The organism is Streptomyces sp. NPDC051987, from assembly GCF_040680735.1.
GTDB lineage: Bacteria > Actinomycetota > Actinomycetes > Streptomycetales > Streptomycetaceae > Streptomyces.
In genome coordinates, this window is record NZ_JBFAXI010000028.1 from 81,984 (window position 1) to 102,258 (window position 20,275).

Consider the following 20,275-nt stretch of genomic DNA (forward strand, 5'->3'; position numbering starts at 1 on the left):
GCTCGTGACCATGAGCCAGACCCCGGACAGCGCCGTCCGTACGTACATCGAGCAGCACCGCGCCGCCTTCCTCGACGACCTCGCTGAATGGCTGCGCATCCCCTCCGTGTCGGCCCAGCCCGACCACGCCCCCGATGTGCGCCGCAGCGCCGACTGGCTCGCCGCCAAGCTGACCGAGACCGGCTTCCCGACCGTCGAGGTCTGGGAGACACCAGGCGCTCCGGCCGTCTTCGCCGAATGGCCCGCGGGCGACCCCGAGGCGCCCACGGCCCTGGTCTACGGCCATCACGACGTACAGCCGGCCGCTCGCGAGGACGGCTGGGACAGCGAACCCTTCGAGCCCGTCGTCCGGGAGAACCGCCTCTACGCGCGCGGCGCGGCCGACGACAAGGGTCAGGTGTTCTTCCACACACTCGGCGTCCGCGCCCACCTCGCCGCCGCCGGCCGCACCGCACCCGCCGTCACCCTGAAGCTGCTGATCGAGGGCGAGGAGGAGTCCGGCTCGCCGAACTTCCGGACGCTCGTCGAAGAGCACGCCGAGCGACTCGCCGCCGACGTGGTGATCGTCTCCGACACCGGCATGTGGTCCGAGGACACCCCCACGGTCTGCACCGGCATGCGCGGGCTCGCCGAGTGCCAGATCGTCCTGCACGGCCCCGACCAGGACATCCACTCAGGCGCCTTCGGCGGCGCCGTCCCCAACCCGGCCACCGTCGCCGCCCGCCTCGTCGCCGCCCTGCACGACGAGCACGCGCGCGTGGCGATCCCCGGCTTCTACGACGGCGTCGTCGAACCCAGCCGGCGCGAGCGGCAGCTGTGGGCCGAGCTGCCGTTCGACGAGGAGAGCTGGCTGCGCGAGGCGCACTCGTACGCCACCGAAGGGGAGGCCGGACACACCACCCTGGAGCGCGTATGGGCCCGCCCCACCGCCGAGGTCAACGGCATCGGCGGCGGCTACCAGGGCCCCGGCAGCAAGACGATCATCCCGTCCTCCGCGTTGCTGAAGCTGTCCTTCCGACTGGTCGCCGGGCAGGAACCCGACCACATCGAGAAGATCGTCCGCGCCTGGGCCACCGAACGGATCCCCGCCGGGATCCGGGCCGAGATCACCTTCCTGCCGGCCACCCGCCCGTGTCTGACCCCGCTCGACCACCCCGGCCTCCAGTCCCTGGCCCGCGCCATGGGCCGGGCCTTCGGGAAGCCGATCCGGTTCACCCGTTCGGGTGGCTCAGGACCCGCCGCGGACCTCCAGGACGTCCTCGGCGCACCCGTCCTCTTCCTGGGCATCTCCATCCCCTCCGACGGCTGGCACGCCCCGAACGAGAAGGTCGAACTGGACCTCCTCCTCAAAGGCGTCGAGACCAGCGCCTACCTCTGGGGCGACCTCGCCGAGAGCACCCGCCCCGCCCCCTGAGCCCCCGGCGCCGTCCGGAGCGGCGCCACGGGCGGGGCACACTGGAAGGACCGCCCCGACCCCGCACCACCTGTTCTCCTCCCGCCCTACGTCCCGCTGAACCGCCCGCTGAAACATCCGTTGCACTGGGGGAGTTGGAAGCACCCGTGACCACCTGGACCGACCACACCGCCGACCGACCCATCTCGCTCACCGCCCCGAGCGGCATCGACCGCGCCGCCCACCACCGGCTCGACGAGGCCTGGCTGGCGGCGGCGTGGAGCCACCCCGACACCCGCTGTTTCGTGGTCTCCGGCGGCCAGGTCCTCATCGACGAGACGCCCGACGGCCGCACCGAACTCGTCATGACGCCCTCCTTCGAGGCCCCTCTCACCGAGGCGCACCGCTACTTCCTGGGCACCGACGAGGACGGCGTCAGCTACTTCGCCCTCCAGAAGGACGCCCTGCCCGGCCGCATCGACCAGTCCGCACGCCCGGCCGGCCTGCGCGAGGCCGGACTGCTGCTGTCCCCCCGGGACACGGGCCTGATGGTGCACGCGGTCGGCCTGGAGAACTGGCAGCGCACCCACCGCTTCTGCTCCCGCTGCGGCGAGCGCACGGTCATCGCCGCCGCCGGCCACATCCGCCGCTGCCCCGCCTGCGGCGCCGAGCACTACCCGCGCACCGACCCGGCCGTGATCATGGCCGTCACCGACGAGAACGACCGCATCCTGCTCGGCCGCCAGGTCCACTGGCCCGAGGGCCGTTTCTCCACGCTTGCCGGTTTCGTGGAGCCCGGCGAGTCCATCGAGCAGGCCGTGCGCCGCGAGGTCTTCGAGGAGGCCGGGGTCACCGTCGGCCCCGTGGAGTACGTCGCCAGCCAGCCGTGGCCGTTCCCGTCCAGCCTCATGCTCGGCTTCATGGCCCACGCCACCACGACCGAGGTGACCGTCGACGGCGACGAGATCCACGAGGCCCGCTGGTTCTCCCGCGACGAACTCGGCGCCGCCTTCGACTCCGGCGAGGTCCTGCCGCCCTACGGCATCTCCATCGCTGCCCGCCTGATCGAGATGTGGTACGGCAAGCCACTGCCGACGAGGAGCTTCGTCTGAGACGGCCCGTCATGACCGCCCAGGAGTACTGGAACCACAACGTCCACTACCACCCCGTGGTGGTGGACGCGGTGCCGGAAGGCTGCCGCGCCGCCCTGGACGTCGGCTGCGGCGACGGCCTACTGGCCGCCAGACTCGTCACCAGGGCCGAGTCGGTGACCGGCGTGGACCGATCCGCGGAGATGATCAGACAGGCGCGCAAGCGGGACGCCGGGAACCTCACCTTCCTGGAGGGCGACTACCTCGACGGTGCCCTCCTCGACGAGGGGAGCTTCGACTTCGTCAGCGCGGTCGCCGTCATCCACCACGCCCCCTTCGACGACGCGATCGGCCGACTTGTGGGGCTGCTCGCGCCCGGCGGCCGACTGGTCGTCGTCGGCCTGGCCCACGACCACACCCTGCTGGACCGGGTGATCAGCGGCTGCGGAGTCCCCGCGCACCTGCTGACCGCGTTCCGGCACGGTGGCGGCCAGGACCCGGCCGACATGCCCGTCGAGGACCCGATCATGACCTGGGGAGAGGTCCGGCGGTCCACCGCCCACCTGCTCCCCGGCCGCCGGTACCGGCGCCGGCTGCTGTGGCGTTACACGCTGGTGTGGGAGAAGCCCGGCCGTATGCACGAAGGCGGCCCCTGAACAGATCAGGGACCGCCCGGTGCCGGGAAGCGTCGGCGTGCCGACGCGGAGGAATGGAGCTGGTCGACTTCGCCGTCGACATCGATGTATCGGTGTCCATCTCGCCGTGGGTGCGCCCGTCGCTGGGTGACTGGCTCAACAACAAGAAGGACCAGTTCGACCACATCATCATCCTGAAGATCGACCGCATCGCGCGGTCGGTCCGCCATCTCTCGGACATCATCGAGTGGTGCGAGGCGAACGGTAAGGGCCTCCTCTCCTGCGAGGAGGGATTCGACCTCTCGAAGCCGTGGGGCAAGACGATCGGCAAGATCCTGGCCGTGGTCGCAGAGGCCGAGCTGGACGCCATCAAGGCCCGCAACAAGGCTTCCCGGGAGACCATGCGGAAGACCGGCCGGGCGACGCGGGCTTCACCCTGGAACTCGACCCCGAGTACGGCCCGACGCTGATCGAGATGATCCGGCGCGGAGTGCACTTCGCTGCGCTGGGGTGGGCTGACCGCCAGGGCCATGCAGCCTTCGACCCTGGGAAGCCGGCCGCTCTGCTGGGCAAGGAGGGCAAACCCCTGTCCGACCAGAGCACGACCAACGCGGTGAGCACCGGTACCGCAATGCACAAGACTCCTGTGCCGGCGGCGGTGGGTGCCGGGTCAGGCGCTTGCTCAGCGGTGGCCTCCCTGGGGAGGCGTCGTCGGGATGGCGGGGGAAGCCGTGGTCTGAGGCGCGGGCGGGCTTGGTGAATGCGAGGGGGTGCCGGCGGGATCTGAAATGCCGTACCTGACGGCGAGCAGTACACAAGCAGCAGCCGCAGCCAGGCCGAACAACACAGTGACGGTCCGGCGAGAGGGGAGGAAAGACCATCTGGGCCTGACGGGAAGGGCGGCTGGCCGCAGGTCTTTCACGCCAACGCTGTTGGCGCGGGCTTCCAGGGCGTCGCGCAGTCGTTGTTCGATCGCCTCGTTGCGGATCTGGCTGCGCTTCATCGCCGGAGCTCCGCAAGCCGCCGGCAGCGGGAGGGACGGGAGCGCGGCTGAGAGGGGTGCTCGGTCATCGAGGGATCTCCAGGTGTCTGCCGAGAGCGTCCAGGGCCCGGCTGGCGGTTGATTTGACCGTGCCGCGGGAGATGTTGAGGGTGTCGGCGATCTGGGCTTCGGTGAGGTCCGACCAGTAGCGCAGGACCAGGACCTCGCGCTGCCGGCGGGTGAGACGCTGCAATGCGTTGAGCACTTCTTGATGGGTCTCGGCAGGGAGCACGTTCTTGTCGGCGGGCGGGGCGTGGTGTTCACGCTCAGGAATGTAGGCGCGTGCCGTACGGCGTCGGCGCAGCACCGAGCGTGCCGTGTTGACCACACTGGTTCGTATGTACGCCTCGGGGTCGTCCAGGTCCGAGAGCCGACTGCCGTGGCGGCGCAGGAGCGCGGCGAAGGCATCCTGCACCACGTCCTCCGCGGTTGGAAGGTCGTCCACCAGAAGCAGGGCCAGCCGCACCAGTGCCAGGCGGCGATGCTGGTAAAGCGCGCTGAAGTCGTGCCCGTCCCCGGCTGTCGCTGTGGTGAGGGAGACGGCTTTGAACAGCGTTCTCCCGCCGTCCTTCCGGCTCGAGGTCGAACGCAGGGCGAGTCTGTACTGGGCTCGGCGTATCAGATCCACTGCGCCGCTGAACAAGGGGTGCACCGGCTTGTACATGCTCCGCCGCCAGGCGAGCGACGGTGCGGCGGCTGGGATTGTCGCTGTTCTCATATGTCTCCTGGACGTCGCGGTGCCGGTCCGTTCCGTCCGGGGCCCCGGACGGAACGGACCGTGCTGCCGGGCCTGAGCCGTGCAGCGTGCATTCACGTGGTGCCGCGGTACGACCGGGGGTCGATCAGCGGGGCCGGAACGCTGAGGAGGCTCAGTGGGCGGGAGTCGCGGACGACACCGCGCAGACGGGGGCTCCTCCGGGGCAGGGCGGAGCGGTCTGGGCGGGCTTCGCGTCCGACGGGACGTCCGTCTCCGTGCTGTGTTCGAGCGTCTGGGGCCTGGAGGTCTCCGCCGAGGCGGATGCGGCCTGCGCCGTGAAGACCCCGCCGAGGGCCAGCGCGACACCCGCAACCGAGATGCCCAACGTGGCGCGAGCCCGGTTTGAACGGACCCTGCGGGCAACGGTGTGGCGTAGTGACATTTTCGATCCTCGAATCGTCGGTTCTGGTCTGTTGGCCGGCCGTCCGTCATGGGTGGCTTCCCGTGCGGCGGCCCTCTGCTGGAGGCGCATCCACCCCGACAGACGTCCGAAGCCCCTCGGGGTTGCCGGTCGAACGAGACAGCTACGGGGAAGTTCAGTGATCTGCGTCACTGGGCTTCGTTGCCATGTCCCAAGCCGACACGAGAGCCCACAGCACAGGCCTTTGTGCGTCCCGAACCAGGAAAGGCGGCCACGGTCCGCCGCCAGTGTCCGCTTGGACTTCCTTGGAGGCTTTCGTGACCGCAGCTCAGCTCTGGAGTGCGGTGCTCGCGAGCCGGGTCAGACCTGCGTGCATCACTGCGGTTTGCCGGGGGCGGCCCCTGGTCCTGCCGCTGCGGTCTCCCCGGGGCACACAAAACCCCCGATCAGCGTCAGGCCGGTCGGGGGCTGCGTCTCGCGAGGGTCAGACGCCGAGCGCCTGCTTCACCTGGGCAAGGCTCGGGTTCGTCATCACGACCTCAGTGCCACCGCTGGAAGGAACTACCTGAACCGTCGGGACCGTCTGGTTTCCGCCGTTCGCCTTCTCCACGAATGCGGCCGACTCCGGGTCCTGCTCGATGTTGATCTCGGTGTACGCGATGCCCTCGCGGTCCAGCTGGCTCTTCAGCCGGCGGCAGTAGCCGCACCATGTGGTGCTGTACATCGTCACAGTGCCCTGCATCTCGCTCGCACTCCTTCGGCAAGGTCGGGGAAGTCCTCCGGGTGTGGAACGTACGCGACCCGTCGGCCATTCCCGCAGCACGGGCGCCCTCCGGCACCTGCCGCATTAGTACGACTGCCGTCGGTCGCCTGTGGACAACCGGCACAGCCGTCTCGGGCGACCTGGCAGCATGGCCATGTGACAGCAGCAACGCACTCCTCCCTCTTCCCGCCGGTACCGGACTCTGCCGACGCGGTGCTCGAAGGGCTCGACCCCGAGCAGCGCGCGGTGGCGACCGCCCTGCACGGGCCCGTGTGCGTGCTGGCCGGAGCCGGTACCGGCAAGACCCGGGCGATCACCCACCGGATCGCCTACGGGGTGCGGGCCGGCATCCTCCAGCCGTCCAGCGTGCTCGCCGTCACCTTCACCAACCGCGCCGCCGGGGAGATGCGCGGCCGGCTGCGCCAGCTCGGCGCTCAGGGGGTGCAGGCCCGCACCTTCCACTCTGCCGCGCTGCGCCAGCTCCAGTTCTTCTGGCCGAAAGCCATCGGTGGCTCGCTGCCCCGGCTCGTCGACCGCAAGATCCAGCTCGTCGCCGACGCGGCCGCCGCCTGCCGTCTCCGGCTCGACCGGGGCGAGCTGCGGGACGTCACCGCCGAGATCGAATGGTCCAAGGTCACCCGGACCGCCCCTGCCGACTACCCGCTCGCGATCGTGAAGGCAGGCCGGGAGGCGCCCCGCGACCCGGCCGAGGTCGCCCAGCTCTACTCGGTCTACGAGGACCTCAAGCGCGACCGCGCGGTCATCGACTTCGAGGACGTCCTGCTGCTGACGGTCGGCATCCTCCAGGACCGGCACGACATCGCCGAACAGGTCCGCGCCCAGTACCAGCACTTCGTCGTCGACGAGTACCAGGACGTCAGCCCGCTCCAGCAGCGGCTGCTGGAGCTGTGGCTCGGCGACCGCGACAGTCTGTGCGTGGTCGGTGACGCCAGCCAGACCATCTACTCGTTCACAGGTGCAACCCCCGACCACCTGCTGGACTTCCGGACCCGCCATCCGGGGGCCACCGTCGTCAAGCTGGTCCGCGACTACCGCTCCACGCCCCAGGTCGTCCATCTGGCCAACGGTCTGCTGGCGCAGGCCCGTGGCCGGGCCGCCGACCACCGCCTGGAGCTGATCTCCCAGCGCCCCGCCGGACCCGAGCCCGTCTACACCGAGTACACCGACGAGCCCGCCGAGGCGGAGGGCGCCGCGCGCCGCATCCGTGAACTCGTCGACGCCGGGGTGCCGGCCGCGGAGATCGCCGTGCTGTTCCGCACCAACGCCCAGTCCGAGACGTACGAGCAGGCCCTCGCGGACGCCGGGGTGCCCTACCAGCTGCGCGGTGCCGAGCGGTTCTTCGACCGGCCCGAGGTGCGCAAGGCGGGCGTCGCCCTGCGCGCCGCGGCCCGCTTCGGTGGCAACGACGCGCTGCTCGACGACACCGTCGACCTGCCCTCCCAGGTGCGTGCGGTCCTCTCCGGCGAGGGCTGGACCACGGAGCCCCCGGCCGGCTCGGGCGCGGTCCGGGAGCGCTGGGAGTCGCTGGCCGCCCTGGTCAATCTGGCCCATGACGTCGCCGTCGCGAGGCCCGCCGCCACCCTCGCCGACTTCGTCGCCGAACTCGACGAGCGCGCGGGTGCCCAGCACGCCCCGACCGTCCAGGGCGTCACCCTCGCCTCCCTGCACTCGGCAAAGGGCCTGGAGTGGGACGTCGTCTTCCTGGTCGGCGTCGCCGAGGGCATGGTGCCGATCACCTATGCGAAGACCGACGAACAGGTCGAGGAGGAGCGCCGTCTCCTCTACGTCGGAGTGACCCGCGCCAGGGAACGGCTCCATGTCTCCTGGTCCCTCTCCCGCACCCCCGGTGGCAGGCCGGGTCGCAGGCCCAGCCGTTTCCTGGACGGCCTGCGCCCCGGCTCCACCGGCACCGTCGGCCGTGGCGGCAGCGCCGGGGGCGCGGGCGTCGAGCGCGGCTTCGCCGGCGGCTCCCCGGCCGCTCCCCGGCGCACCCAGCGCGCCCCCGCCCGCTGCCGGGTCTGCGGACGCACGCTGACCGACGCGGGCGAGATGAAACTGATGCGCTGTGACGACTGCCCGTCCGACATGGACGAGGGCCTGTACGAGCGGCTGCGCGCATGGCGGGCGGACCAGGCCCGGCTCAGTGGCCAGCCGGCGTTCTGCGTCTTCACCGACAGGACGCTGATGGCCATCGCCGAGAGCGCCCCGGACGACGACCGGGAGCTTGCCCGGATCCCCGGTGTCGGGATGCGCAAGCTCAGCCGGTACGGAGCCGATGTTCTGGCCATCTGCGCAGGCCAGGAGCCCGAGGCGGCGGAGGCGGGGGAGTGATGAGAACTCGTCGGAAAAATAGTTTGCGCATGCCCCGGCAATCCCCATAGGTTCTAGGCACGGAAGCGGCGGCCTTCTCGAAGGCCCGGTTCCGTGTTGTACTTGCATATCCGAGCGGATCGGCTCAACACCGGTCCCCTAGACGCCGAGAGGAGGCGAGTCCAGTGATCAGCATCGAGACCAACATCAGCGCGGCCAAAATGACCGATCTCTCGGCCGTCTCCGTGTGCATGCTCGGCGTCTCCACCCTGGGCACCGGTCTGTCCGGCATTTCTGCCGTGCGTCCGGCGTCCTCCGTTTCTCTCGCGGGTCTCCCTGTCCGTGAGCGCAATGAGCGACCGACCAAGGCACTGGAAGCAGTAGTGGCACAGGCCCAGGCCTATGTCTTTACGGCAGCCGGTGCCGGAAGCCGGAAGCAGACGACGCAGCACCACCTGATGTGGGCCTTCCGTGGGCCAGAACCCTGGAGTGATCCAGCCTGATCTGTCAGGCCGGCGCCTTCAGGGCCGCGGAACCCCATCCGGGATCCGCGGCCCTTCTGTTTTGCCCGACCACGTGGGCAGAGCGAGCGAAGGAGCCTCGGGGCAAGAGCAGAACCCGGTACCAGCCGCCAACCGGTCTCACCCGACCGGCACGACCAGACGAGGAAGAACAGCCGTGCAACTCGAAGCGCACGCCCCGTCCGTACCGCCTTCCGAAACGATCCCCCCGCCCGGCCTCACGGAGGACTCCACCTTGACCCCGCTCAGCCCGCTCACCGCGCTCACCGCGCTCGACGACGCCATCGAGAACCTCGGCGTACCCGTCCCCTGCCGCTCCTACGACCCGGAGGTCTTCTTCGCCGAGTCGCCGGCGGACGTCGAGTACGCCAAGTCCCTCTGCCGCACCTGCCCGCTGATCGAGGCCTGCCTCGCCGGGGCCAAGGAGCGGCGCGAGCCCTGGGGTGTCTGGGGTGGCGAGCTGTTCGTCCAGGGTGTCGTCGTCGCCCGTAAGCGGCCGCGTGGCCGCCCGCGCAAGAACCCGGTCACGGCATGAACATCCACGGAACGATCGACCGCCCTCTCACGCACGACCCCAAGAAGCAGGCCCCGATGAAGCCGTCCACCAGCGAGCCCGCAGGCTCCGCGATCCCAGACTTCACCACCGCCGGTACCGCCACCGGCTCGCGTCAGAACAGGACCCGAGAGATGCAACTCATCCCAGAAGCCCTGGCTCGTGCGCATATGCACGAGCGACTGCACGAGGCCGAGCAGGAACGCCGGGCCGTGCGCCTGGCGACCGCTCGCCGGATGCAGCGCCGGGCCGAGCGCGCCTCGATGCGCGCCCGCCGTGCGCTCGCCATGGCCCTGATGCAGTGACCCAGCACACCTGAAGCGGTGGCCTCCCGAACCCCGGGAGGCGAAAACTTCCCCGCGGGGGCCGGTCCGGCCGAACGGACCGGCCCCCGCGGTGCGTTGTGCCCTCGGATCCGTGGTGCGGAGTTATCGTCGCCTGGTGACGAGTCTTTCCGGAGGCAGTGATCACGGCGGTTCCGCCACGGAGCCCCACCCGCTGGTGTGCGCCCGCTGCGGCAGCCCGGCCGACGTGACCGGCGGCCCCCCGCCCGCCACCTGGACCTGCTCCGTGGAGAACGGCCTCCGCCAGTTCTTCTGCGACACCTGCTCCAGGGACAACCTCAGAGCGATCGAGGGCAGGCTCGACTCGTCCTGGTGGTGAACTCGGCCCCCTTACTGAGCCTCCACGGCCTCCTCAGTCCCTTCGGCCTCTTCGGGCTGTCCGGGCTGTCCGGGCTCTTCGGACACGAACCCGGGCAGCCATGCCTCCAGTTCCTCCCGCAGCCGGACCGTCGCACCCAGTTGGCACAGCACGCCGATGGTGCTCAGGGTCACCCGGTGTATCAGCAGGTAGGCGGGTGGCAGATTGAGCTGCTTGCCCAGCTGGTGGGCGGGGTTGCGGGGGTCGGCGATGCGGGCCGCCTGGCTGCGCATCCAGGTGCGGGTGAAGGTGAACTCGTCGACCTGGGCCGGTTCGATGATCGGCACCAGGTAGTCCAGGACGGCGTCGGGGTCCAGCTCTATGGAGTCCTTGACGAACCCCTCCTCGCGCAGCAGCTCGTAGACCGCCTCCGCGTCGCCGTCCAGCGTCATTCGCAGGGAGTCGCCGATCGGGCTGGGCAGGCCGCCCGCGAGCCGGTCGACGGTGCCGAAGTCCAGCACGCCGAGGCGCCACTCCTCCTCGTCCTCCGGTTCACCGGGCAGCAGCCGGAAATTGCCGGGGTGCGGGTCCGCGTGCAGCAGGCCCGTGCGGGCGGGGCCCGAGAAGAGGAAGCGGGCCAGGAGCTGACCGGCACGGTCGCGCTGTTCCTGCGTGCCCGCCGAGATGATCTCGGAGAGCGGTATTCCGTCGATCCACTCCGTGACCAGGACCTGGTCGCACTGGTGCACCACCGCGGGCACCACCACGTCGGGGTCGCCCGCGAACTCCGCCGCGTGCGCCGCCTGGGCCTGCGCCTCCAGGGAGTAGTCCAGCTCCTCGGAGACCCGGTCGCGCAGCTCCGCGATCAGCGGCTTGATGTCCATGCCGGGGATCAGCGGTCCCAACAGCCGAGCGAAGCGGCTGAGTTGTCCAAGGTCGGACAGGAGGGCCTCGCCGGCTCCCGGATACTGCACCTTGACCGCCACCGTCCGGCCGTCCTGCCACACCGCCCGGTGCACCTGGCCGATCGAGGCCGCCGCCGAGGGCTTGTCCTCGAATTCGAGGAACAGCTCCCGCCAGTCCTCGCCGAGACGCTCGGTGAGCACCGAGTGCACGGTGCGGGTCGGCATCGGCGGTGCGGCGTCCTGGAGCTTGGTGAGCGCCGCCCGGTAGGGGCCGGCGACTTCCTCCGGGAGGGCCGACTCGAAGACGGACAGGGCCTGCCCGAACTTCATCGCCCCTCCCTTCAGCTCGCCGAGGACCTTGAACAACTGCTCCGCGGTGCGCTGTTGCAGCTCGCGGCCGACGATCTCCGCGGACTCGCCCACGATGCGCTTGCCCAGACCCCAGGTCGCCCGGCCGGCGAAGCCGAGCGGGAGCGCGGCGAGCTTGGCGGTCCGGGTGACCGCCTTCCGGGGAAGATCAGACATGCGCCCTCCAAGTCCCAGTCGGCCGTGCCGCGTCCGCGTGCTCTCGTCGCTCCGCCGACGGCCGTTGCTCCACCATTGTCGCGTGTGGATCCGCGTTGGTTGAGGAGTGTTCCCCTTTAGCTTTCTCCGCCGCTCCGCAGGGGCATGCGGGGTGCGGCCAGACCGGCCGCGCGTGCCAGTGCAGAACCGGTACGGACGCCTCCCAGCGCACCCCCGTGCCGGCCGGCGACTCCCCGTCGAGGAAGGCCAGGGCGTGCGCGGCGGCCAGCCCGGCCACGGCCGCCGCCAGCGTCAGATCGCAGGCGCCCACGCGGCGGGCCTGCCCGGAGCGCCACTGGGCGATCAGGCGCGGCCAGGCCGGATCACGGTCCGTGCGGTGCTCGTGCAGACAGCCGGCGCAGCCCGTCCCGCCGGGGAGGACGAGGGGGCCCACCACACCGGTCCCTTCCACGACACCCGTGTAGAGGTGAGGAGTCCCCGAGGCCAGCAGCGGTTCGGCGGCGCGTGCGTCCGGGGCGTGCACCAGCACGTCGTCGCGCGGGGCGATGACCACCAGCGCGAAGCCGGGCTCCGGCGCGGAAGCCGCGGTGCGGCGGGGCGGGCGGTCGGGGGCCACCCGGCGGACGACTCCGCGCGCGGCCTCGTCGCGGCGCTCGCCGATCGCCTCCGCGGGCAGCCCGCCCGGTGCCACGTCCCACGGCCGGACCCGGCCCACGTCCCGGACGTCGACCTCGCCGACGCCCGCGCCCGCCAGCAGCGCGGCCAGCGTGACACCGACCCGGCCCGCGCCCTGGACCTGAACCCGCAGCGCCCGCCGGGCCGCCAGCCGGCCGATCGCGCCGCCCGGCTCCGCGGTGGTCAGGGAGAGCGAGGCCAGATCGGGGCGCAGCCGCTCCAGCACCTCCTCCTTCTCGCGCAGCGCCCGCGCCGCCGGTCCGCCGCCCTGTGCGTCGTCCACCAGCCCGGCCTGGGACAGTCGCGCCACCAGAGCGTCGACATGCCCGTCCGGCAGGTCCATGCGGCGCCCCTCCTCGCGCAGCAACGGCAGTCCGCGGACGCCGTCGAGCAGGTCCAGGAAGCTGCCGGTCGCCGTGTCCATCGGCCCCAGTGTCATCGCGTGCGCGGGAGTCATCCCGAACTGCACGGTGTTGAGATCGCGCCAGCCGCGCCGCAGCGCGGGCTTCACCAACGGATGCATGACAGGCCCCCGTAGCCGTCGAAAGGTCACAGAACGTCCTCGTGTGCCGGTGGAGCAGGTCACGCTCCGCCGACAAGTGCCAGCATGCCCGGCGCGCAAGGCGGCCGCCGAAAGTTGTCCACAGGCGGTGGGTATTCGTCGTACAAATCAGACGCATGGATGGGGGATCGGCATCGAACCGTCCCGGACCCGGGACTTCCCCCATGTGCAGCGGGTAACGTCGGGGCGTGCCCGCCGACCCACTGCACCGCGCCGGAATGTCACAGCGCAGCACGACGAGCCAGCCGCCCAGCGGCTTGGGGGCGAGCGCGATCGAGGTTCGCAGAAGCGCCCGGCGCCGCCGGACCGTTTCCGCATACCGCGAGGGCGATCGCACCGTCGTGCTGATCCCTGCCCGGATGTCCGAGGCGGAGGAGAAGCGCTGGGTGACCGTCATGCTCAACAAACTCGCCGCCCAGGAGAGCAAGCGAGCGCTGGGCGACACCGAACTGGCCGAGCGCGCCGAGCGGCTGTCGGCCCAGTACTTCGGCGGCCGGGCCCGCCCCGTCTCGGTGCGCTGGGTCACCAACCAGAACACCCGCTGGGGCTCCTGCACCCCGGCCGAGGGCAGCATCCGCCTCTCGCACCGGCTCCAGGGCATGCCCGAGTACGTCATCGACTACGTGCTCTGCCATGAGCTGGCGCACCTGCTCGTGCCGGGCCACGGTCCCCGGTTCTGGCGGCTGCTGGAGGCGTATCCGCGCACCGAGCGGGCCCGTGGCTACCTCGAAGGGGTGGTCGCTGCCGACCGGCTTCCCCAAATGCCCGGCGCGCGCGATGAGTGACGAACGCCGGGGACGCTCCCTCCTGGGCCGCTGAGCGCGGTTGTGTACCGGGTCTGTACCGACTTCATCCGATGTCCGAGTTAGCCGTTAGCCTGGCGCGACGCACTCACATTCGGGATGGGGGACGGTCGTAACGCATGGCCAGGGAATTCCAACGCGGCCACAAGGCCAGGATCAGTGACCTCACGGCGGGCACGGATCTGTACGTAGGCGTGCAGATCTCCGGCCCCGGACTGACCTTCGACATCAGCTGCTTCGGCCTCGACGCCGACGAACGGCTGTCGGACGACCGGTACTTCGTCTTCTTCAACCAGCCGAAGTCGCCCGAGGAGTCCATCCAGCTGCTGGGCGCGCAGGCGGGCGACACGGAGTCCTTCCGGGTCACGCTGGACCGGATCCCGCCGCAGATCCACAAGCTGGCGTTCACCGCGACCATCGACGGTGCCGGGCAGATGTCGCAGGTCGGGCCCGGATACCTCCGGATCGTCGCCGGTGGCGAGGAGGTGGCCCGGTACTCCTTCACCGGCTCGGAGTTCTCCACCGAGCGCGCCGTGATGCTCGGCGACCTCTACCTGAAGGACGTGTGGCGCTTCGCCGCCGTCGGCCAGGGCTTCGACGGCGGTCTGGAGGCGCTGCTGAAGAACTTCGGCGGCGAGGTGCTGGAGGAGGAGGCGCCCGCCGCGCCGGAACCGCAGCAACCGCAGACCGGGTCCGCGCCCGGCTTCGCGCCGCCCGCCTTCGGGGTGCCCGCCGCGCCCGCGCCGTCCCCTGCGCCCATCCCGCCTGCCGCCCCCGTCCCCCAGGGCTTCACCCCGCCGCCGGCCCCCGGCCCGGTGCCCGCCTCGAACGTGCACCATGCGCCCACCGTCATCGCCCCGCTCGCGCCCGGCACCGTGCCGCCCCCGGCCCCGGCGCCCGCGCCCTACGGCCAGCCGCCCGCCCCGCCCGGCTACGGCCAGCCCCCGGCGCCCCCGCAGACTCCGGGCCCGCCGCCCGGATACCCCCAGGCACCCCAGGCCCCGGCCCCGCCCCCGGGCTACGGCCAGCAGCCGCCGTTCGGGCAGGTCCCCGGACAGCAGTCCTACGCGGTCCCGCAGGGCGCTCCCCAGGGCGGTGCCGGGGTCGGTGCCGCGCTCCAGAAGTTCAAGGAGACCCCCACCGGGCAGCGCTGGACGCCGCAGAACAGCAAGCTCATCCGCGCCGATCTCGGGATGGGCGGCCAGCCGGTGCTGGCCCGGCAGGGCAGCATGGTGCTCTACCAGGGCAAGGTCGACTTCAGCTACAAGGGCGCCGGATTCGCCGGCCGGATCGTGGGCCACGCCACCGGCCAGGAGATGCAGCTGATGCGCTGCACCGGCAACGGCCAGGTGTTCTTCGCCGAGAACTCCGCCCATCTGCACCCGATCGAGCTCCAGGGCGACGCGATCTGCGTCTCCGCCGAGAGCGTCCTCGCCTTCGACGAGAGCCTCCAGTACGAGGTGCGCCGCATCGAGGGGCACGGCATCCCCGGCGGCGCGCTGTTCACGATGCAGTTCCAGGGCACCGGCACCATCGTCGTCAAGACGCACGGCACACCCGTCGTGCTGCCCGTGACGCCGACGACCTTCGCCGACTGCAACGCGATCGTCGCCTGGTCGGCGGCGTCCCAGGTGATCGTCTCCAGCCAGGTGCGGATGCGCCGCAACGCCTATCCGGGCGACACCGGGGAGAGCGTCAACCTGCAGTTCCGGGGCGCTCCCGGCAACTTCATCGTCGTCCAGCCGTACGAGGTCTGAGGGAGCCCGTCATGAACCAGCCGCTCGCGGGCTACGCCCCCGCACCCGTCACCGCCCGCATGGAGAACCACGGCGACCACATGCTGAAGGTCGCCATGCAGACCGGCAACGACCTCCTCGCGCGCGTGGGGTCGATGGTCGCCTACGAGGGCTTCGTCCAGTACGAGCCCAACCCGCCGGCCGTGCGTCAGATCGCCCGCGACTGGGTGACCGGCGAGGGCGCGCCCCTGATGAAGTGCTCCGGCGACGGCCTGCTCTACCTCGCCGACTACGGTGCGAACGTCGTGGTCATCAACCTCGACGGCGACGGCATCTCCGTCAACGCCACCAACCTGCTCGCCTTCGACGCGCATCTGACGTGGGGCGTGGAGCGGGTCAAGGGGCTCGCGAAGTTCGCCGGTCAGGGACTGTGGAACACCAGGATCTCCGGGCAGGGCTGGGTCGCGCTGACCTCCCGGGGCAAGCCGATCGTCGTCGACTGCGGCGGCGGCGAGGACGAGACGTACGTCGACCCGGACGCGCTGGTCGCCTGGTCCCCGAACCTCAAGGTGAAGGGCAAGCGCAGCTTCAAGGCGCAGTCACTGATCGGCCGGGGCAGCGGCGAGGCCTACCAGATGGCCTTCTCCGGCCAGGGCATCGTCGTCGTCCAGCCCAGCGAGGACAGTACCGACCGCCTCCGGTTCCGGGGCTGAGGGGGAGTCAGGAAAACCATGCAGAGCCCGCTTTTCGCCTTCAACGACTCCCAGGCCCGGGACCGCTACAGCCTGCAGAACAAGCAGATGCTGCGGGTCGTCCTGGAGGGCCACGACGATGTCCTCGCCCGCAAGGGCACCATGGTCGCCTACCAGGGGCTCGTCGAGTTCGACGCCGAGTACCAGGGCCGCGGCCAGGCACGCGCGCGTGCGTACACCGGAGAGGGGCTGGACCTCATGCGCTGCCACGGGCAGGGCACGGTCTACTTCGCCAACCTCGCCCAGCACATCCACGTCCTGGACGTCGAGCAGGACGGCCTGACCGTGGACAGTGGCTACGTCCTCGCCATGGACTCCTCGCTGTACTACGAGGTCGTCGCCGTCGACAGCCTCTACGGCATCTCCGGGTCCGGGAAGTACCAGCTCAACATCACCGGGCGCGGCAAGGTCGCCCTGATGACCTCCGGCGCGCCGCTGCTGATGCAGGTCACGCCCGACAAGTACGTGAACTGCGACGCCGACGCGATCGTCGCCTGGTCCACCGGGCTGCGGGTCCAGATGCAGGCCCAGACGCATTCCTCGGGCGTGTGGCGGCGCCGCGGCAGCACCGGGGAGGGCTGGGAGCTGAGTTTCATGGGAAGTGGCTTCGCGTTGGTCCAGCCGAGTGAACTGCTGCCCCCGCAACACGCCCAGATCGGCCAGGGCGTCGCCGCCCAGTTCGGTATGGGCCAGCACGGCGCACGCGGGATGAACCAGGGCAACGTCTGGAGCTGAGGCCACGAAGACCCGCAAAGCAAGGGGCGCCCGCCATGGCGGGCGCCCCTTGCCCCTGCGTCGATGTCCCCGGAATTCCGGTTCAGAGTCGCGCGCGGATCGCTTGCAGCAGCCGTACGATCGAGTCGTCGGCGACCTCCCGCACCTCGTCGTAGGCGAACCAGCGCAGGTCGAGCGACTCGTCGCTGATCGCGTGGACGGCGCCTGGCGGGGCGAGGGCCGCGTACTGGACGTCGAAGTGCCAGTGGCAGGGCGCCGGGATCGGGTGCCGGTCCAGCCGGAGCGGACCGCCCGGCAGCAGCGTGAGACCGGGGATGCCGGACTCCTCGGTCGCCTCCCGCAGCGCCGCCGCCGCCAGGCCGGCGTCGCCCGGCTCGCAGTGACCGCCCATCTGCAGCCACATCCGCAGCTTCCGGTGCAGGGTCAGCAGCACCCGGCCGTGCTCGGGATCGACGACCAGGGCGCTCGCCGTGAGATGGCCCGCGTGACAGGCCTTCCACATGCCGTCCGGGTGCGCCGCGAGGTGGTCCAGGTAGGTCTGGCGCAGGTCCTCCTGGCCCTCGTACCCCTTGAGGACGAGGACCGCGTCGTCGTACAGGCTCACTCGGTGTCGTCGCCCTTGTCCTGCTCGTCCTGGCCCTGGTCCTCCCGCTTGCGCAGGTCGGGCTTCTGCGCGGCCTCGCCGAGCATCTCGTCCAGCTCGGAGAAGTCCAGCTGCTCGCGGTGGACGAAGCCGTCCGGGTCGTCCAGGTCGCTCGCCGTCGGCAGCATGTCCGGGTGGGCCCAGAGAGCGTCCCGGCCGTCGACACCGCGCGCGTCGGTCAGCGAGGCCCACAGCCGGGAGGCGTCGCGCAGGCGGCGCGGGCGCAGCTCCAGGCCGATCAGGGTGGCAAAGGTCTGCTCCGCGGGCCCGCCTGTGGCCCGGCGGCGGCGCAGGGTCTCGCGCAGCGCGTCGGCGGACGACAGGCGCGGTTTCGCGGCCGCGTGGACCACCGCGTCCACCCAGCCCTCGACGAGCGCCAGAGCCGTCTCCAGACGCGCCAGGGCGGCCTTCTGCTCGGGCGTGTCCTCCGGCTGGAACATGCCCTGCTGGAGCGCGTCCTGGAGCTGCTCGGGGTTCTGCGGGTCGAACTGGCCGACCACGTCCTCCAGCTTGGCCGTGTCGACCTTGATGCCGCGCGCGTACCCGTCGACTGCGCCGAACAGGTGGGAGCGCAGCCACGGCACGTGCGCGAACAGCCGCTGGTGGGCCGCCTCGCGCAGCGCCAGGTAGAGCCGCACCTCCTCCTTCGGCACGCCGAGGTCCTTGCCGAACGCCTCGACGTTCGCCGGGAGCAGCGCGGCCTTGCCGGCCGGGCTCAGCGGCAGGCCGATGTCGGTCGAACCGACGACCTCGCCCGCGAGCACACCGACGGCCTGCCCGATCTGGGTGCCGAACATCGCACCGCCCATCGAGCGCATCATGCCGATCAGCGGGCCGGCCATGGCCTGCATCTCCTCCGGCAGGACGTCGCCCATCGCGGCGCCGACCCGCTCGGCCACCGGGTCCACCAGCTCCTGCCAGGCAGGCAGCGTCGCCTCGACCCACTCCGCGCGCGACCAGGCCACGGCCGAACCGGAGCCGGACGGCAGCGACGTCGCGTCGTCCAGCCACAGGTCGGCCAGGCGGACGGCCTCCTGGACCGCGGTGCGCTCGGCGGGGCCGACGCTCGCGTCCTTGACGCCGTCCGAGGTGCCCTGGGAGACCGTCTGGCGGGCGATCTGCTTGGCCATGTCCCAGTTCACCGGGCCGCCCTCGTAGGAGAGCATCTGGCCCAGCTGCTGGAAGGCGGCGCCCAGGTCGGTGGGGTTCAGCGAACCGAACATCGCGGCGAACGGATTGTCGGCGCCCGGGGCGCCGGGGCCGCCGAAGCCGCCGGGCCCGGGTGTGCCGAAGCCGAACGGGTTGGCCGGTCCCTGCCCACCACCGCTCTGCTGGTCCTTCTTCTTGCCCTCGTCGCCGTCTTCCGGCTCCTCCGGCGGAAGGCCGAAACCGAATGGGGTGTCACTCACGGGAATCCTCGGCTGGTAAGGCCACCGGTTCTCTCCGGCGGCGCGGCTGCCCGACAACACCACCCAGCGTAGACACCCCGACCCGATCGGGCCTCGGTGCTTCGCCGACAGTCGGCCTGCGGCAGGATGGATGCCACCTGGTACGTACGCGTCACTCACGCTCGTACTGAAGACAACCGCTGGAGACGCCCGGTGAGTTCCCCAGATCCGCAGGTTCGCGCAGCGCGAAACCCGTCAACCCCTCCCGTGCTGCGCGGGCCCGTCGTCGCCGTGACCGGCGCCGCGACCGGGGTCGGCGCGCTGCTCACCGAGCGGCTGGCCGCCTCCGAGGAGATCAAGCAGGTCATCGCCATCGACGAGCGGCGCGGGGAGTGCGCGGACGCCCGGTGGCACATCCTCGACGTGCGGGATCCGGCCATCGCCGACAAGCTGCGCGGGGCCGACGTGGTGGTGCACCTCGCGCTCGACCTGGATCTGGAGACCGACCCGGCCGCCCGTACGGCCTACAACGTGCGGGGGACGCAGACCGTGCTCACCGCGGCGGCCGCGGCCGGTGTGCACCGCGTGGTGCTGTGCACCTCCGCGATGGTCTACGGCGCGCTGCCGGACAACGAGCTGCCGTTGTCCGAGGACGCGGAGCTGCGGGCGACCGCCGAGGCCACCGGCGTCGGCGACCTGCTGGAGATCGAGCGGCTCGCGCGCCGGGCGCCTCGCGCGCATCCGGGGCTCAATGTCACCGTCGTGCGCCCCGCGGTGCTGGTCGGGGGCACCGACACCGCGCTGACCAGGTATTTCGAGTCACCTCGGCTGCTCGTCGTGGCCGGGTCGCGGCCTGCCTGGCAGTTCTGTCATGTCGAAGACCTGTGCAGTGCGCTGGAGTACGCCGTCCTGGAGAAGGTCGAGGGGGAACTCGCCGTCGGGTGCGACGGGTGGCTGGAGCAGGAGGAGGTCGAGGAGCTCAGCGGGGTGCGGCGGATGGAGCTGCCGTCCGCGGTGGCGCTGGGGGCCGCGGCCCGGCTGCACCGGATCGGTCTGACGCCGTCGCCGGCCGGGGATCTCGCGTACACGATGTATCCGTGGGTGGTGAGTGGGAGCCGGCTGCATGATGCCGGGTGGCGGCCGGGGTGGACGAACGAGGAGGTGCTGGCCGAGTTGCTGGAGGAGGTTTCCGGGCGGCACACGGTGGTGGGGCGGCGGCTGGGGCGGAAGGACGCGACGGCGGCGGGGGCCGCGGGGGCGACGGTGGCGTTGTTGGGGGCGGCGGCTGTGGTGCGGCGGGCGCGGAAGGCTCGGCGGCGGATCTGAGGAGGGGGTCTCGCCCCCGCCGCCCCTACCCGTCCCGCCCTTCCAGGGGGTGGGCCCCCTTCGACCGCCCGGTTCGGGGGCTGCCGCCCCCGGACCCCCGCATCGGCCTGCCGGCCTCGTCCTCAAACGCCGGACG

Annotated in this window: 20 protein-coding genes; 14 read left to right on the forward strand and 6 right to left on the reverse strand. The window is 71.4% G+C overall.

Annotated features, from left to right (window positions below):
• Positions 1-10: 10 nt before the first annotated feature.
• From AB0M11_RS17655 to AB0M11_RS17670, 4 genes are all read left to right on the forward strand, one after another.
• Positions 11-1,414 (forward strand): dipeptidase, encoded by a 1,404-nt coding sequence (locus AB0M11_RS17655; RefSeq protein ID WP_365706290.1) that lies wholly within the window; start codon positions 11-13, stop codon positions 1,412-1,414.
• Between the two features lie 146 nt (positions 1,415-1,560).
• Positions 1,561-2,505 carry an NAD(+) diphosphatase gene (gene nudC / locus AB0M11_RS17660; protein ID WP_365706292.1) on the forward strand — a complete coding sequence of 315 codons (945 nt, stop codon included), beginning with the start codon at positions 1,561-1,563 and terminating at the stop codon, positions 2,503-2,505.
• Between the two features lie 11 nt (positions 2,506-2,516).
• Positions 2,517-3,140 carry a class I SAM-dependent methyltransferase gene (locus AB0M11_RS17665; protein WP_365706294.1) on the forward strand — a complete coding sequence of 208 codons (624 nt, stop codon included), beginning with the start codon at positions 2,517-2,519 and terminating at the stop codon, positions 3,138-3,140.
• Positions 3,101-3,589: a recombinase family protein gene (locus AB0M11_RS17670; RefSeq protein ID WP_365706296.1), complete on the forward strand. Its 489-nt coding sequence runs from the start codon at positions 3,101-3,103 to the stop codon at positions 3,587-3,589. The genes AB0M11_RS17665 and AB0M11_RS17670 overlap by 40 nt, the downstream gene beginning before the upstream one ends.
• Positions 3,590-4,186: 597 nt before the next feature.
• Here AB0M11_RS17670 and AB0M11_RS17675 read toward each other — a convergent pair.
• On the reverse strand, positions 4,187-4,879 hold the full coding sequence (locus AB0M11_RS17675) for a SigE family RNA polymerase sigma factor (protein WP_365706298.1): 693 nt from the start codon (positions 4,877-4,879) through the stop codon (positions 4,187-4,189).
• A gap of 884 nt (positions 4,880-5,763) precedes the next feature.
• Complete coding sequence (locus tag AB0M11_RS17680) at positions 5,764-6,021, reverse strand: mycoredoxin (protein WP_086682403.1); 258 nt, start codon at positions 6,019-6,021, stop codon at positions 5,764-5,766.
• A 177-nt stretch (positions 6,022-6,198) separates the two neighbouring features.
• Between AB0M11_RS17680 and AB0M11_RS17685 the strand changes: the two genes are divergently transcribed.
• The 5 genes from AB0M11_RS17685 (at position 6,199) to AB0M11_RS17705 (ending at position 10,110) form a co-directional block, all read left to right on the forward strand.
• Entirely contained in the window at positions 6,199-8,394 is a 2,196-nt protein-coding gene (locus tag AB0M11_RS17685; protein ID WP_365706301.1) for an ATP-dependent DNA helicase UvrD2, read from the forward strand.
• 164 nt (positions 8,395-8,558) lie between these two features.
• Positions 8,559-8,876 (forward strand): hypothetical protein, encoded by a 318-nt coding sequence (locus AB0M11_RS17690; RefSeq protein ID WP_365706303.1) that lies wholly within the window; start codon positions 8,559-8,561, stop codon positions 8,874-8,876.
• 175 nt (positions 8,877-9,051) lie between these two features.
• On the forward strand, positions 9,052-9,429 hold the full coding sequence (locus AB0M11_RS17695; RefSeq protein WP_365706305.1) for a WhiB family transcriptional regulator: 378 nt from the start codon (positions 9,052-9,054) through the stop codon (positions 9,427-9,429).
• Complete coding sequence (locus tag AB0M11_RS17700) at positions 9,426-9,752, forward strand: hypothetical protein (RefSeq protein WP_365706307.1); 327 nt, start codon at positions 9,426-9,428, stop codon at positions 9,750-9,752. The genes AB0M11_RS17695 and AB0M11_RS17700 overlap by 4 nt, the downstream gene beginning before the upstream one ends.
• A gap of 136 nt (positions 9,753-9,888) precedes the next feature.
• A complete protein-coding gene (locus AB0M11_RS17705; protein ID WP_365706309.1) occupies positions 9,889-10,110 on the forward strand; it encodes a hypothetical protein in 222 nt (73 codons plus the stop codon).
• A gap of 11 nt (positions 10,111-10,121) precedes the next feature.
• Here AB0M11_RS17705 and AB0M11_RS17710 read toward each other — a convergent pair whose 3' ends face one another.
• Complete coding sequence (locus tag AB0M11_RS17710) at positions 10,122-11,519, reverse strand: AarF/ABC1/UbiB kinase family protein (RefSeq protein WP_365706311.1); 1,398 nt, start codon at positions 11,517-11,519, stop codon at positions 10,122-10,124.
• Positions 11,512-12,717 (reverse strand): TOMM precursor leader peptide-binding protein, encoded by a 1,206-nt coding sequence (locus AB0M11_RS17715; RefSeq protein ID WP_365706313.1) that lies wholly within the window; start codon positions 12,715-12,717, stop codon positions 11,512-11,514. The genes AB0M11_RS17710 and AB0M11_RS17715 overlap by 8 nt, the downstream gene beginning before the upstream one ends.
• A 227-nt stretch (positions 12,718-12,944) precedes the next feature.
• Here AB0M11_RS17715 and AB0M11_RS17720 point away from each other — a divergent pair, with 227 nt between their 5' ends.
• From AB0M11_RS17720 to AB0M11_RS17735, 4 genes are all read left to right on the forward strand, one after another.
• Positions 12,945-13,541, forward strand: coding sequence for a M48 family metallopeptidase (locus tag AB0M11_RS17720; protein WP_365706315.1), 597 nt, complete (start codon positions 12,945-12,947; stop codon positions 13,539-13,541).
• A 137-nt stretch (positions 13,542-13,678) separates the two neighbouring features.
• On the forward strand, positions 13,679-15,316 hold the full coding sequence (locus AB0M11_RS17725) for a TerD family protein (protein ID WP_365706317.1): 1,638 nt from the start codon (positions 13,679-13,681) through the stop codon (positions 15,314-15,316).
• 11 nt (positions 15,317-15,327) lie between these two features.
• Complete coding sequence (locus AB0M11_RS17730) at positions 15,328-16,008, forward strand: AIM24 family protein (protein WP_365706319.1); 681 nt, start codon at positions 15,328-15,330, stop codon at positions 16,006-16,008.
• Positions 16,009-16,026: 18 nt separating this feature from the next.
• Positions 16,027-16,782: an AIM24 family protein gene (locus AB0M11_RS17735; protein WP_365706321.1), complete on the forward strand. Its 756-nt coding sequence runs from the start codon at positions 16,027-16,029 to the stop codon at positions 16,780-16,782.
• A gap of 82 nt (positions 16,783-16,864) precedes the next feature.
• Here AB0M11_RS17735 and AB0M11_RS17740 read toward each other — a convergent pair whose 3' ends face one another.
• Together AB0M11_RS17740 and AB0M11_RS17745 are read right to left on the reverse strand one after the other, a co-directional pair.
• Complete coding sequence (locus AB0M11_RS17740) at positions 16,865-17,386, reverse strand: NUDIX domain-containing protein (protein WP_365706323.1); 522 nt, start codon at positions 17,384-17,386, stop codon at positions 16,865-16,867.
• On the reverse strand, positions 17,383-18,834 hold the full coding sequence (locus AB0M11_RS17745) for a zinc-dependent metalloprotease (RefSeq protein ID WP_365706326.1): 1,452 nt from the start codon (positions 18,832-18,834) through the stop codon (positions 17,383-17,385). Before AB0M11_RS17745 ends, AB0M11_RS17740 begins: the two co-directional genes overlap by 4 nt.
• Before the next feature lie 192 nt (positions 18,835-19,026).
• On the opposite strand from AB0M11_RS17745, the gene AB0M11_RS17750 reads away from it, so the two are divergent.
• The gene (locus tag AB0M11_RS17750) at positions 19,027-20,139 is read left to right on the forward strand and encodes an SDR family oxidoreductase (RefSeq protein WP_365706328.1); all 1,113 of its coding nucleotides are present in this window, start codon (positions 19,027-19,029) and stop codon (positions 20,137-20,139) included.
• The last annotated feature ends 136 nt before the right edge of the window (positions 20,140-20,275 follow it).